Annotated in this window: 10 protein-coding genes; 7 read left to right on the forward strand and 3 right to left on the reverse strand. The window is 70.2% G+C overall.

Annotation, left to right across the window (positions count from 1 at the left end; genetic code table 11):
• Nucleotides 1-42: 42 nt before the first annotated feature.
• Nucleotides 43-1719 carry a methyl-accepting chemotaxis protein gene (locus CIW48_RS10770; protein WP_149310782.1) on the reverse strand — a complete coding sequence of 559 codons (1677 nt, stop codon included), beginning with the start codon at nucleotides 1717-1719 and terminating at the stop codon, nucleotides 43-45.
• A gap of 175 nt (nucleotides 1720-1894) precedes the next feature.
• Here CIW48_RS10770 and CIW48_RS10775 point away from each other — a divergent pair, with 175 nt between their 5' ends.
• Nucleotides 1895-5332, forward strand: coding sequence for an SbcC/MukB-like Walker B domain-containing protein (locus CIW48_RS10775; RefSeq protein WP_149310783.1), 3438 nt, complete (start codon nucleotides 1895-1897; stop codon nucleotides 5330-5332).
• A gap of 88 nt (nucleotides 5333-5420) precedes the next feature.
• On the opposite strand, the gene CIW48_RS10780 is transcribed toward CIW48_RS10775, so the two are convergent.
• Entirely contained in the window at nucleotides 5421-5636 is a 216-nt protein-coding gene (locus CIW48_RS10780) for a hypothetical protein (protein ID WP_091780115.1), read from the reverse strand.
• A 414-nt stretch (nucleotides 5637-6050) separates the two neighbouring features.
• On the opposite strand from CIW48_RS10780, the gene CIW48_RS10785 reads away from it, so the two are divergent.
• From CIW48_RS10785 to CIW48_RS10795, 3 genes are read left to right on the forward strand one after another with little or no spacing between them, the layout of a single operon-like run.
• A complete protein-coding gene (locus CIW48_RS10785; RefSeq protein ID WP_149310784.1) occupies nucleotides 6051-7181 on the forward strand; it encodes a trypsin-like peptidase domain-containing protein in 1131 nt (376 codons plus the stop codon).
• Nucleotides 7178-7438 carry a hypothetical protein gene (locus CIW48_RS10790; RefSeq protein WP_149310785.1) on the forward strand — a complete coding sequence of 87 codons (261 nt, stop codon included), beginning with the start codon at nucleotides 7178-7180 and terminating at the stop codon, nucleotides 7436-7438. Before CIW48_RS10785 ends, CIW48_RS10790 begins: the two co-directional genes overlap by 4 nt.
• Before the next feature lie 3 nt (nucleotides 7439-7441).
• A complete protein-coding gene (locus CIW48_RS10795; protein WP_149310786.1) occupies nucleotides 7442-8200 on the forward strand; it encodes a DnaJ domain-containing protein in 759 nt (252 codons plus the stop codon).
• Between the two features lie 133 nt (nucleotides 8201-8333).
• Here CIW48_RS10795 and CIW48_RS10800 read toward each other — a convergent pair whose 3' ends face one another.
• On the reverse strand, nucleotides 8334-9803 hold the full coding sequence (locus CIW48_RS10800; protein ID WP_149310787.1) for a serine hydrolase: 1470 nt from the start codon (nucleotides 9801-9803) through the stop codon (nucleotides 8334-8336).
• Nucleotides 9804-10138: 335 nt separating this feature from the next.
• Here CIW48_RS10800 and CIW48_RS10805 point away from each other — a divergent pair, with 335 nt between their 5' ends.
• From CIW48_RS10805 to clpA, 3 genes are all read left to right on the forward strand, one after another.
• Nucleotides 10139-10483, forward strand: a complete 345-nt coding sequence (locus CIW48_RS10805) for a phasin family protein (RefSeq protein ID WP_149310788.1) — start codon at nucleotides 10139-10141, stop codon at nucleotides 10481-10483.
• Nucleotides 10484-10688: 205 nt separating this feature from the next.
• Entirely contained in the window at nucleotides 10689-11075 is a 387-nt protein-coding gene (gene clpS / locus CIW48_RS10810; RefSeq protein ID WP_149310829.1) for an ATP-dependent Clp protease adapter ClpS, read from the forward strand.
• A 38-nt stretch (nucleotides 11076-11113) separates the two neighbouring features.
• Entirely contained in the window at nucleotides 11114-13603 is a 2490-nt protein-coding gene (gene clpA / locus CIW48_RS10815; protein ID WP_149310789.1) for an ATP-dependent Clp protease ATP-binding subunit ClpA, read from the forward strand.
• Nucleotides 13604-13655 lie beyond the last annotated feature (52 nt).

The following is a 13655-nucleotide window of genomic DNA, read 5'->3' on the forward strand; positions in this document are numbered from 1 at the left end:
AACGCGTCCCCGGGCGACCGCGCCGTGCCTGCCAGCTCCCGGTCAGGCCGCCCGGACCGTCGCCAGGAAGTGCTCGACCTCGCTGCCGAGATGGGCCGCCTGGCGGGCCATCTCGGAGGCTGAGGCCAGGACCTGCGCGGCTGCCGCGCCGGTCTCCTCGGCGGCGCCCGCGACGCCGCTGACGTTGGCGGTCACCGACTCGGTCCCGGTCGCCGCGTCGGCGACGTTGCGGACGATCTCCTGGGTGGCCGCGCCCTGCTCCTCCACCGCCGCCGCGATGGAGTTGGCCATGCCGCTGATCTCGCGGATGCGGCCGGCGATGCCGTCGATGGCCTGGACAGCCTGACCGGTCGAGCCCTGGATCTGCGCGATCTGCGCCGAGATCTCGGCCGTGGCCTTGGCGGTCTGGTCGGCCAGCGCCTTCACCTCGGTTGCGACGACCGCGAAGCCGCGGCCGGCGGTGCCCGCGCGCGCGGCCTCGATCGTGGCGTTCAGCGCCAGCAGGTTGGTCTGACTGGCGATCGCCGAGATCAGGTCCACCACCTCGCCGACCCGGCGCGCGCCGGTGCTCAAGGCCTGGACGAGGTCGGCCGTGGCGGCCGCCTCGCGGACGGCGGCCTGCGCCAGATCCGCGGAGGAGCCGACCTGACGGCCGATCTCGTTGACCGAAGAGCCGAGCTCCTCGGCCGCCGCCGCGACTGTGGTCACGTTCGTGGAGGCCTCCTCGGCGGCCGCCGCTGCGCTGGTCGACTGGCCGGCCGTCTGCGTCGCCGTCGCGGTGAGGCTCTGGGCCGTGGCCTGGAGCTGCGTCGCCGCCGATGTCACCGAGCCGACGATGCCGCCGACGGTGGATTCGAACCGGTCGGCGAGCTCGCGCGTCGCCTGCCGACGCTGGGCTTCGGCGCCGGCCCGAGCCTGGGCGGTCTCGGCCTCCAGGGCGCGCGTATGCAGCAGGTTCTCCCGGAAGACCGCGACGGTCGCCGACATGGCGCCGATCTCGTCCCGCCGCGCCGCGTAGGGAATCTCGGCCTGCGCGTCGCCGTCGGCGAGGCGCCGCATGGACTGCGTCATACGGGCGAGCGGCCGCGACACGCCCGTGAAGGCATACAGCATGGCGCCCAGCGCGATGACGAGGCTGACGAGCAGGCTCACGAAGGTAGTCCGGACCGCGTCGGCCTGGCTGTCGCGAGCCGTACGCCCGGCCGCCTCGCCGGTCTTGATGTTCAGGTCGGCGAGCGCGCGGGTCGTGGTCGAGGCCGCGAGGTAGTTGGCGTTCATCGGCCCGCGGAAATAAGCGAGCGCCTGATCGTGCTGATCGACCGGGAAGGCGCGCAGACGAGTCCAGTCGGTCTGCTGCACCGCAAGCTTGGCGAGCAGGTCGTCGTAGATCGCCTGCTCCTCTTTCGAAGCCACCAGGCTGCGGTAGGCCTCGGCCTTCGCCTGGCGGTTCCGCATCATCTCGTCCGCGTTCTGCAGGCTGGTTTCGCGCTCGGCGTCAGTATCCGCCGTCACGTAGCGGAACTGCCACAGTCTCGCGCGCATCACGAGGGCGTTGATCGTTTGAGCCTCGTTGATCGACGGCACGGCGTTGTCGATCAGCTCCGCAAGTCGCTGGTCGACCGACTGCATCTTGTAGAGGGTCACGCCACCCTGAACCATCGCCGTCAGGAGCAGGAGGGCGAAGAGGCCGCTGAGTTTCGCTTTGAGACTGAGACGCATCGGTATTTCCGGTCGTGCTGACGAGACCGGAACGGCATGAACAGGTTGTGCTAACAGGGTCATAACCTGTGGTGGAATCGGGCTGCAGGGCTGCGCGTGTGTCGGCTTGCATACGCGGCCGAGTCCGGCCAACTGGACCGATCATTCTCCGCCACCGGACCGGCTCACCGACATCGTGTACGTCCTCACCGACATCGCTATCTCGAATTGGTACCTGATCCGCCGCGAGCAGATTCGCCTGCGCGGCGCCGCGGCGCTGGTCGGGCCGACCGGGGCCGGGAAATCGACGATCTTCGACGCGGTCGGCACGGTGCTGGCCGGCAACAACGCCAGCCGCCTCGCCCTCAACGCCTCGGCCTCAGGCCGCAGCGCCCGCACCGTGCGCGATTACTGCCTCGGCTGGATCAGCGACCCTGCGGAAGGCGGCCGCCCGACGCGGGAATCCTGCGAGACCGTGCTGGTCCTGGTCTTCGAGAACCCCGATTCCGGCCGCGTGGTCTCGGTCGGACTCGCCCTGGCGGCTCGGGCTGTCGAGCCGAAGGAGACCGTGCTGTCGCGCTTCATCGCGGTCGGGCACCGGTTCGAGATGTCCGACTACGCGCGCACCGCCCCGGGCGGCACCTACACGGCGCCCTGGAGCGAGATCGCCGCCGACCTGCGCGCCCGCGCGTCGAGCTTCACCGAGTACCGGACCTCCGGCGAGCGCTTCACGGCCGACGTGCTCGCCACCCTGCGCGAGGGTGCGCCGGCGCCGGAGCCGCGCCATTTCCTGCGCAGCTTCGCCAACGCGGTGGCGTTCAAGCCGATCTTCGACACCAGCGCCTTCGTGCGCGCCTTCGTGCTCGACCCGGAGCCCCTCGACGTCGAGCGCGTGCGCCAATCCATCGCCAACTGGCGGCGCCTCCTGGAGACCATCGCCGAGCTGGAGAGCCGGCTCGGGCGCCTGCGGCGCCTGCGCGACCGCTACGAGGCCTGGGGTGAGGCGGTCCTCGCCGCCGCGACGCACGAGCTGCGGGCGGCCAGCGCCGAGCTGCGCCGCCGCAGCCTCGACCTGATCGCCGTCCGGAGCCGGCTCCGCGAGGGCGCCGACACCCTGCGCATCGCCCGCGAGCGGGTCGCGGCGAGCCGCGGCTACGTCCGCGAGATCGACGGCGAGATCGCCGAGAAGAAGGCGCTGGCCGCCGCGAGCGCCGCCGAGGGTCGGCTCGCCGCCTCGACGCTCGGCCTGTCCATGCTGGAGCGGGACCGCAAGGAGCTGATCGGCCGGATCGGCGACCTCGTCGCCCTCGTCGGGCAGATGGCCAAGCTCCAGCCGGTCGCCCCGATCCTGCGCCAGAGCTGCCCGCAGGCGGCCCGCCTCGCCGAGGCCTGCGCACGGGCGGGCCTGCGCCGGGAATCTTCCCCCGAGGAGATCCTTCGCCCCGAGGGGCCGCTGGCCGAGCTCGCCGACGGCCTCGCGCGCCTGCCCGATTTCGATGAGGCCCTGGAGCGGGCCGCCGAGGACGCGGCCGTCAAGGCGCGCGCCCAGGAGAGCGAGGCCGAGCGCACGGCGCCGCGCACCGGCGGCGGCCCGGCGGTGCGCCTGTCCTCCGACACGGTGGCGTTCCGCGGCGAGCTGGAGCGGCGCGGCATCGACGCGATGCCGATCTGCGAGCTGGCCGAGATCGTCGACCCGACCTGGGGGCCGGCGCTCGAAGGTCTGCTCGGGCGCGCGCGCGAGGCCCTGGTGGTCGCCCCCGACCGGCTGAACGAGGCGCTCGGCGTGCTGCAGTCGGGCCGCGACCGCTTCAGCCGCTGCATCCTGGTCAAGACCACCGACACCGCCAAACAGCGGTCGCGCCGCTACGACGACGGGCCGCTGACCGTGATCGAGACCAGCGACCCCCACGCGGAGGCCTTCCTCGGCGTGCGGCTCGGCGGCTACGACCTCGCCCGGGACGATGCCGAACTGGCGCGCCTGTCCCGGGCCGTGGCGCCGAGCGGCCGGACCACGGCCGGCATGGCCTATACGGTGACCCGCAGCGTCGACCTGCTGATGACCCGCGGTCATCGCGGGCCGACCGCCGACAGCCGCCGCGCCCACGAGATCGCCGTTGCGGAGGCGCGGCGCTTGCGTGGCGAGGCCGCGGTGCTGCGCGAGGCCGCCCGGACGGCCGCCGCGATCCGGGCCCGCGTCGCCCGGGGTCTCGACGACGTGGAGGCCCTGCGGTCCGAGCTCGACGGTCTCGAGGGACGGCGGCGCACGGCCCAGACCGAGCGGGAGGGCATCGAGAAGCGCGACACGGCCGGGCTGACTGCCGAGATCGCCGCGCTGACCACCGAGCGGGTCGGCTACCTGCGGGAATTGTCGGAGGAGCTGGAGCCGAAGCTCGACCGCCTGCTCGCCGACGAGGCGGCTCTGCGCGCCCGGATGGGGCCGGTGCGCGAGGCCGTCCGCGCCGCCCTGTCCGCCCGCCGCGCGGCCCTGCGCCAGCTGAGTGCAGGCGACGCGGCGCGGGTGCGCCTCGCCCGCGCCGAGCCCTTCGACCTCGGCTTGGTCGCCGAGGCGCGGCGGGCGCTGGCCGGCCTCGACGCCAAGGCAGCCGGGTCGCGGGTGAGTGCCGAGCGCGGCCTCGCCCGGGATTCCGCTGAGGCCGCCCGCTCGCACGGGCGGATCGCCGAGCGCGAGCTGGCGGAGGCCTGCGCCGCCTGGCGGGTGGAGAACCCGCTCGCCTCGGGCGACGCCCCGGCGATCGACGGCTTCGCCTGGGTGCGGCGGGAATACGAGGCGGTCGAGGGGCACGAGCTGCGCCGGTACCGGGCGCAGGCCGAGCGGGCCGAGTCCGAGATGCGCCGCCTCATGACCGAGGACCTGCTGACGCGCCTTGCCGACCGGTTCGAGCGGGTCCATGCCCGGCTCGCGGCCCTGAACGAGCGGCTCTCGGCCCGCAGCTTCACCGGCCAGACCTACGCGTTCGAGGCGGCGGTCGACCGCCGCTACGCCGCTGTCCACGCGCTGGCCACCGAGACCGCCCGCTCGCCCGAGGCCGCGCAGGCGCTGCTCGCCGGCGAGGCCGAGGGACCGATGGCGGCCGCGCTTGAGGAGATCACCGCGCTGATCGCCGGCGAGGAGGACGCGGCGCGGCTCGCCGATTACCGCAACTATTTCGTCTATGAAATCGGCATGCGCGACCGGGCGGGCAACCGCACCACGATGTCGGCCCGGGCGCTGCGCGGCTCCGGCGGCGAGGCGCAGGCGCCGTTCTATGTTGCGATCGCCGCCTCGCTCGCCAGCGCTTATTATCCAGGCGACCGTCCGGGCGACGAGAATCCGGGCTTGGGCCTGTGCCTGCTCGATGAGGCGTTCTCAAAGCTCGATGTGCGCAACAGCCAGGCGCTGGTCGATCTCTACCGCGCCTGGGGGCTGCAGCTCCTGATCGCCGCCCCCGAGGACAAGCGCACGACGCTGACCGAGGTGATGGACACGATCGTAACGGTCTACAAGAGCCCGGATCTCACCTCCGTCCGGATCGAGGCCGAGCACCCCCTCGAGGCGGCCCGGCGGGCGCTGCACGCGATCAACCCCGACCAAGTCGGTATCGAGGGCTTTCGCCAGTCGGACGCGGCGGAGTGAGGTCTCGACGTGAGAGACTAGAGCGAGGCCCCGGGGCGGGGCATTGCGCCGCCGTCCCCGGTATCCCCGTTCTTCGGGTGAGCGACCGTCAGTTCAGGTAGGTGCGGATCCAGTTCGGCGACAGGATCTCGCCTTCTTCCGTGATGATCCAGGGCTGCTTGGCCGGGTCGGTCAAGGCGCCGGCCGCGGCGGCGATTGCCTCGCGCAGGGTATCGTAGCGCTCGGGCTGCGCGAGCGGGGCGCTCGCCGGGGCCGTGCGCCAGATCGTCAGATCCGCGGGCCGTTCCAGAGCTTCGGTTTCCATCGGTACTCGTCCTTCCGAACCGTTTTTGACCGTTCAGATCGCCGCGGCCGGGCTGAGCCGGGAGGTTGCGGCGATCAAGGGTCTGAGCGTCAATGCAAGCATCTCTGCGGCAGCTTTGCGATCAATTCGGGCGGTTTTCGAAACCAGCCTCTCGTGCCGAGGCACGAGAATGAGCGTGTTTCGGTTTTCCATGTCCGTATCGAGCGCGATTGAACTGCCCTGGACTTGCAAGAATTGTGGCTCCTGAATGATAACCATTCCGTTAGCCAGTTTGCGCCGGTCGCCGACGTGCGCCAGAACACGTCAGGGGCCTATTGGCGGCCGTGCCCCTCTGTGTTGACGCCCCGATCCTGAACGCGCACTTAAGGCTCAGCCCGTCGAGGGCCTGCCTTCGCGCTTCTTTCGGAGACACCCGTGCCGGATCGCACCGTGCGCATCGTCCTCGCCGCGGTCCTGGTCCTGCTGGCGCTCTACGTCGCCCAACCCTATTTGCAGCCCCTCCTCTATTCCGCCGACACGCCGCGGGCGGTGCTGGCCCGCGGCGATTTGGCGCCGGCTGAGACCTCGACCATCGCGCTGTTCGAGCGGGCGAGCCCGTCCGTCGTTCACGTTTTCGCGCAGGGTGCGGCGCAGAACCGCGATCTGCTCGACCTCGACGATCAGGGGGGCGAGCAGGGCGGCACACAGACGGGCACCGGCTTCGTCTGGGACGGCGCCGGCCACATCGTCACCAACACCCATGTCGTGCAGAACGCCGCGCAGAGCGGTGGGTCGGTCTCCGTCCGGCTGAGCGACGGCACGGTGGTCTCCGCGACCTTGGTTGGTTTGGCGCCGTCTTACGATCTCGCGGTCCTTCAGCTCGGGCGGGTGACGCACATGCCGCCGCCCCTGGCAATCGGCACCTCGGCGGATCTGAAGGTCGGGCAATCGACCTTCGCCATCGGCAATCCGTTCGGCCTCGACCACACCCTGACCACCGGCGTGATCAGCGCCGTGCGACGGCGCATGCCGACAAGCGAGGGCCGCGAATTGTCCGGCGTCATCCAGACGGATGCGGCGATCAATCCCGGCAATTCCGGCGGACCCCTGCTCGATTCCGCCGGCCGACTGATCGGCGTCAACACCGCCATCGTCTCGCCGTCCGGTGCCAGCGCCGGGATCGGCTTCGCGATCCCCGTCGACGTGGTGAACCGGATCGTGCCGGAGTTGATCAAGGCCGGCCGGGTGCGCAATCCCGGCATCGGCATCATCGCCGCGCAGGAAGCGGCCACCGCGCGCCTCGGCATCGATGGTGTGGTGATCGTGCGGGTGCTGCCCGGCTCGCCCGCCGCGCAGGCCGGACTGCGCGGCGTCGACCCACAGACCGGCGACATCGGCGATGTGATCGTCGAGGCCAACAATCGTCCGGTCCATCGGCTCGCGGACCTGACGGCAGCCATCGAAGAGGCCGGGCTCGGCGCCGGTGTGACTCTGAAGGTCGAGCGCGACGGCCGGATCCGGCAGGTCCGCGTCACCACAGCTGATGTCGCGGAGAACCGGCGATGAGACGTCTCCGCCTCGCCCTTCTGCTCATCCTCCCCATCATGCTGATCGCCGGCGCCGCGCAGGCCGGCGAGCCGCCCACGCGCGCGCGCCTTTGCCAGGACAATCTCCCCGAGGGCGTGCGCCTGCCGCCGCAACCCGGCTGCGACGCCGGCACCCGCGCACCGAAGCCGCGCCGTCCGGGCTTCTACGATCTGGGCGACGGAACGAGCCTCCAGATCGGCGGGAGCGCCTCGGCTGCCTACGGCGTGCGGCGCTGAGCGATGATGCTGTTCGCCGGCCTGCTCGCCTGCCTGACCCTGTGGTGGCTGTCCAAGAACGGCGGCCTCGGCCGGCGGCTCAAGCGCGGTCTTGGGGCGGGCCTCGGCGCCGCCCTCGGGGGCGCGCGGCTGCCGACCTTCGGCGCCTTCGCGCTGCTCGCCGCCGGATTTCTGCTCCTGCGCGGCAACTTCGTCCTCGCGGCGCTCCTCGGGCTCAGCGGCGTCTGGTTGATCGAGGGGCAGGCCGCGATGACCGCACGGCTCCGCCGCTTCATCCGGCCAGGTCCCGGTCAGGGAGCCCGCGACGGTGAGGATCGCCGCTTCCGCACGACTCTGATTGACGCCCTCCTGCGCCCCGACGGCAGCCTGCGCACCGGCCGGGTCATCGCGGGGCCGGGTGCCGGCACGTGGCTCGACGCCATGCCCACCGGGGCCGTGGTCGAGCTGCTGCGCCTCTGCCGCCTCCGCGACGCCGCGGGCGCCGCCCTGCTAGAGCCGTATCTCGACCGCAGGTCGCCCGGATGGCGTGTAGACGCTGAGGGCGATCGTCACCCGCGGCCGCGCCGTCCGCCGAACCCAGGGGCGATGACGCAAGAGGAGGCGTACCAGGTCCTGGGGCTTCAGAGCGGGGCGACCGCTGAGGAGATCCGGTCGGCCCACCGGTCTCTGATGAAGCGCGCTCACCCCGACCAGGGGGGCAGCGCCGAGCGGGCGGCGCGCGTCAACGCGGCCCGGGACAGGCTTCTGAACCGACATCGCTGAACTCCACGCGCGTTGTCAGAGAGATACCGATTGGCGGCCGCGAGCAAACTCAGTCGCGGCCCTGTCGTCCACGGGCACTCGGGTGCGCCCATGATTGTCTTGAGCGAGGTCTCTTAGGGCGCTGCCGGGCGCCTCAGCTCCGGGTGGCAAAGCAGCTGAAGCCGCTGCGCTTCAGGGCCGAGCAGGCCTCCTGGGCGGAATCCTGCTCGGCGAAGCCCGAGAAGCGGGCACGGAACAGCGTGGTGCCGCCATGCTCGACCTTGACGGTGTAGGGCGCAGCCCTCGAGAGGCTTCCGCCGACTTTGGCGCGTGCCTCGGAGAGCATCGCGCGGGCCTTGGTCTCGTCGTCCATGGCGCCGAGCTGGACCACCCAGGCGGTCGGTACGACGCGGGAGCCGGAAACCGCCTTCGGAGGCTCATCGCGTTCGAGTGACGCCACCCGGGCCGTCGACTTGGACGCCCCCGGAAAGGGCGGCTGAGCATTGCCGGCGCCGGCATAGGCCTGGGCCGCCTTCGGGATCCCCTGCGGCCCGGGCTTCCAGGTGCCGCCCGGTGTCGTCGTCTTGGACGGGGACAGATCGAGGGGCTCGCCGGTGGTGCCGGTGGTCTCGACATCCTCGTCGTCGGCGGAGGCGACCTGCGTGCGGGTCCGCGAGACTGCGTCAGCGATGACCGCCGGACGGGCGCGCTCGGCGACCTCGGTGACGGGCGCCGAGATCCGGGCGCCGGCATAGGCCCGCGGCAGGCTGGAGCGGACGAGGTCGGCCATGATCCGGTCGCGGCCCGCGCCGGACTTGCCGCCCAGCACGATCGCAACGATCTGGCGTCCTTCGGACTTCGCGGCGGTCATCAAGTTGAAGCCGGAATCCCGCGTGTAGCCGGTCTTGATCCCGTCGACGCCCTGAACGTTGCCCAGCAGATGGTTATGGTTGCCGATCACCCGGCCGCGGAACGCGAAGGAACGGGTCTGGAAGTAGCGGTAATAGTGCGGAAAGCGATCCTGGATCGCGCGGGCCAGCACGGTCAGGTCGCGGGCAGTTGTGAGCTGGTCGGGATCGGGCAGACCGGAGGCGTTGGCGTAATGCGTCCGGCTCATGCCGAGCGCATGGGCCTTCGCGGTCATCAGCTGGGCGAAGCGCTCCTCGGAACCGGCGATGTTCTCGCCGATGGCGCAGGCCACGTCGTTCGCCGACTTCGTCACGATCGCCTTGATGGCATCCTCGACCGAGATGGTCTGACCGGGACGCAGGCCGAGCTTCGACGGCGCCTGTGCGGCGGCATGGGCCGAGATGGTGAGCTCGGAATCTAGGGCGAACTTGCCTCGCTCCATCTGCTCGAACAGCATGTAGAGCGTCATCACCTTGGTGATCGAGGCCGGGTGACGCAGGGCGTCCTCGTTGACCGCGTGCAGGGTCTTGCCGCTCTTCACATCCACAACCATCGCGGCATAGGGCGGATTGTAGCCGCCACCGGCGCGGGCATGGTGATGGTGCCGGCCGCGCCGGGCCTCGGCCGGCGCGGCCAGGGTCGTCAGGACCGCGGCGGCCAGGATCGCGGCCGGGAGCGCTGGAATCGTCCGGGAGCGGCCTACTACGCTACGCATCACGCCTGATTGCCTCGCGAGACCGGAACTGGCCGGTCGTATCCCCTGCAGAGCCTCCCGCCGATCGCGTGGCCCCGCTGCATCACTGGAGAGTTAGGCAAGTGCAGTTACAGGCCCGTTAATGCGATCGCGGCGAATGCCGGATCGCGTCATTCCAGCCAGCAGTTGCGGGCGGTCGGTTGCGGACGGTCACGGCCTGGCATCCCTTGCCGGCTACGGCCGTCGGGTCTTACCGGCCCGAGCTTGACGCTGGCTGTCGCCCCGCACACTCTCGTCGTGATCCGAGGATGTCGGTCGCGCGGCCGGCATTTTCGGCGGCGGTCTGGAGATCGGCGATGCAGAGACCCCCTGCCCTCCCGGCGAGCCCGGCCATCTCCGGGATCGGAACCCCCCTGCAGCGTCTCGGGGTTGCGGGCCCGGCAGCCCAGACCCTCGGTATCGAGTATGCCGACTCGTTCAAGAAGGGGTTCGACGATCTCGGGGGCACTTGGCGCGCGCTCGCGGCGGCCCGCAGCCCGGCCGAGATCCAAGCGCTTCAGACCGCATTTCTGAACCGGGCCGGGGAGCGTGCTGCCGCCCGGTTCGCCGCGGTCGGCGACGTGATGCTGAGCCTGACCGATGCGCTTCTGCGGCCGAAGACGGCGGCGAGCGGCCCCACCCGTCCGAGCCCGGCGCATTAGCGGATCGGCGGATATGCGCCGGGGACGAGCTGTGCAGGGCGGACAAGTGCGCACAGGAGTCTGGCGAAGTCGGCTCACCGTCTGTAGATTAACGGCTGTGGAGCCGAGCGCTGCTCCCGGCAGGCCAGGATCAGGATCGGCCTTCATGGCCGGCGGCGCCCGCTCCAAGCAAGGGATCGGTTCGACGCACATGACACAGGTCCCCATGCAGGGCACCGCGAGTTCGACGAGGGTTCACCGGCCGGCGCGCATCGCGGTCACGGCATCCGGTTCGCGCGCGCCGGGGGGCGATGACCGATCCAACACGGCCATCATTACGCGGACCAAGCCGCGGACGAAGCGGCCGAGTCTGTACCGGGTACTCCTTCTGAACGACGACTATACGCCGATGGAGTTCGTGGTCCTGGTGGTCGAGCGGTTCTTCAACAAGAGCCACGAGGACGCCTACCACATCATGATGCACGTGCATCAGAACGGGGTCGGCGAGTGCGGGGTCTTCACCTACGAGGTGGCGGAGACCAAGGTGACGCAGGTCATGGACTTCGCACGCAAACACCAACATCCTCTCCAGTGCGTTATGGAAAAGAAATAGGCGCCGCTCGCGGTAGGCACGAAGGACAGAGGCCAGCTTTGCCAAGCTTCTCACGCAGCCTAGAACAAGCCCTCCACCGCGCCCTGGCGCTCGCCGGGGAACGTCGGCACGAATACGCGACGCTGGAGCATCTCCTGCTCGCCCTCGTGGACGACCAGGATGCGGCAGCGGTCATGCGCGCCTGCAATGTCGAGATCGACACGCTCAAGCGCAGCTTGGTCGACTACGTCGATACCGAGCTTTCCAACCTCACCGGCGACGGGCGGCAGGATGCCAAGCCGACGGCTGGATTCCAGCGCGTGATCCAGCGTGCCGTGATCCACGTCCAGTCGTCGGGTCGCGAGGAGGTGACGGGCGCCAACGTGCTCGTGGCGATCTTCGCCGAGCGCGAGAGCCACGCCGCCTACTTCCTGCAGGAGCAGGACATGACCCGCTACGACGCGGTCAACTATATCAGCCACGGCATCGCCAAGCGTCCGGGCGCCTCCGAGGCAAAGCCTGTGCGCGGCGCCGAGGATGAGGGCGCTGCCGAGCGGCCGAGCGATGAGGGCGATCCCCGTGGCGGCGCGAAGAAGAAGGGCGACGCGCTCGACGCCTACTGCGTCAACCTCAACAAGAAGGCGCGCGACGGCAAGATCGACCCGCTGATCGGCCGTGAGAGCGAGGTCCAGCGGACGATCCAGGTCCTCTGCCGCCGGCAGAAGAACAACCCGCTGCTCGTGGGCGATCCTGGCGTCGGCAAGACCGCGATCGCGGAGGGTCTGGCGCGCAAGATCATCCAGCACGAGGTGCCGGAGGTGCTCGCCGACGCGACCGTCTTCTCCCTCGACATGGGCACGCTGCTCGCCGGCACCCGCTACCGGGGCGACTTCGAGGAGCGCCTCAAGCAGGTGATGAAGGAGATCGAGGCGCACCCGAACGCGATCATGTTCATCGACGAGATCCACACGGTGATCGGCGCCGGTGCGACCTCGGGCGGCGCCATGGACGCGTCGAACCTGCTCAAGCCCGCGCTCGCCTCCGGCACGCTGCGCTGCATCGGCTCAACCACCTACAAGGAGTACCGGCAGTACTTCGAGAAGGACCGCGCCCTGGTGCGCCGGTTCCAGAAGATCGACGTCAACGAGCCTTCGATCCCCGACACGATCGAGATCGTGAAGGGCCTGCGGCCGTACTTCGAGGAGTTCCACAAGCTCAAGTACACGACCGAGGCCGTCAAGGCCGCGGTCGAGCTGTCGGCCCGCTACATCAACGACCGCAAGCTGCCCGACAAGGCGATCGACGTGATCGACGAGACCGGCGCCTCGCAGATGCTGGTGCCCGAGGCGCGCCGCAAGCGCACCATTGGCATCAAGGAGATTGAGGCGACCATCGCCACGATGGCCCGGATCCCGCCCAAGACCGTCTCCAAGGACGACGCGGTGGTGCTCCAGCACCTGACCGAGAACCTCAAGCGCGTGGTCTACGGCCAGCCGAACGCCATCGAGGCCCTGACCTCGGCGATCAAGCTGGCCCGGGCCGGCCTGCGCGACCCGGACAAGCCGATTGGCTCGTACCTGTTCGCGGGTCCGACCGGCGTCGGCAAGACCGAGGCCGCCAAGCAGCTCGCCGCCTCGCTCGGCGTTGAGATGCTGCGGTTCGACATGTCGGAATACATGGAGCGCCACACAGTGAGCCGCCTGATCGGCGCGCCCCCCGGTTACGTCGGCTTCGATCAGGGCGGCCTGCTCACCGACGGGATCGACCAGCACCCGCATTGCGTGCTCCTCCTTGACGAGATCGAGAAGGCGCACCCGGACCTGTTCAACATCTTGCTGCAGGTGATGGACCACGGGAAGCTGACCGACCACAACGGCAAGCAGGTCGATTTCCGCAACGTCATCATCATCATGACGTCGAATGCGGGTGCCTCGGATCTCGCGAAGGCGGCCTACGGCTTCACGCAGTCGAAGCGCACCGGGGACGATGTCGAGGCGATCAACCGGCTGTTCGCGCCGGAATTCCGCAATCGTCTCGACGCGATCATCTCCTTCGGCCACCTGCCGAAGGACGTGGTGGCGAAGGTGGTCGACAAGTTCGTCCTCCAGCTGGAGGCGCAGCTCGCCGACCGCAACGTCACGATCGAGTTGTCGGACGAGGCTCGGGACTGGCTGGTCGAGCACGGCTACGACGACGCGATGGGCGCACGTCCGATGGCCAGGCTGATTCAGTCGACCATCAAGACGCCACTCGCCGACGAGGTGCTTTTCGGTAAGCTGAAGGATGGCGGCGCGGTCCGGGTGGTCGTGCGCAAGCCGGAAGATGCCGAAGCCAAGGCCGGTGCCAAGGACAGCCTGGGCTTCGATTTCCCGGCCGGTCCTGTCACGCCCAAGCCCGAGAAGGACGTGACGAACGCCGCCAAGCGCCACAAACGCGCCAAGCCGCGCGCCGCGTCCCGGAAGAAGATGCCGAAGGACAACAAGGGCGGCGGCGGCAGCTCGGGCGGCGGCGTCCGGACCGTGCCGAAGGTGCCACTCGTGCGCGCCTAATGGTGTGCATGCCGGCTGGCGGCCTTCCGGACTCGGGGGCAGCCGGTCTATG

The organism is Methylobacterium sp. P1-11 (assembly GCF_008329595.1).
In the GTDB taxonomy this organism is placed as follows: Bacteria; Pseudomonadota; Alphaproteobacteria; order Rhizobiales; family Beijerinckiaceae; genus Methylobacterium.

Excerpts from the sequence above, each read along its gene's own strand:
- CIW48_RS10770 (WP_149310782.1), bottom strand. The coding sequence starts at position 1,719 with ATGCGTCTCAGTCTCAAAGCGAAACTCAGCGGCCTCTTCGCCCTCCTG.
- CIW48_RS10780 (WP_091780115.1), bottom strand. The coding sequence starts at position 5,636 with ATGGAAACCGAAGCTCTGGAACGGCCCGCGGATCTGACGATCTGGCGC.
- CIW48_RS10790 (WP_149310785.1), top strand. The coding sequence starts at position 7,178 with ATGAGACGTCTCCGCCTCGCCCTTCTGCTCATCCTCCCCATCATGCTG.
- CIW48_RS10795 (WP_149310786.1), top strand. The coding sequence starts at position 7,442 with ATGATGCTGTTCGCCGGCCTGCTCGCCTGCCTGACCCTGTGGTGGCTG.
- CIW48_RS10800 (WP_149310787.1), bottom strand. The coding sequence starts at position 9,803 with ATGCGTAGCGTAGTAGGCCGCTCCCGGACGATTCCAGCGCTCCCGGCC.
- CIW48_RS10805 (WP_149310788.1), top strand. The coding sequence starts at position 10,139 with ATGCAGAGACCCCCTGCCCTCCCGGCGAGCCCGGCCATCTCCGGGATC.
- clpS (WP_149310829.1), top strand. The coding sequence starts at position 10,689 with ATGCAGGGCACCGCGAGTTCGACGAGGGTTCACCGGCCGGCGCGCATC.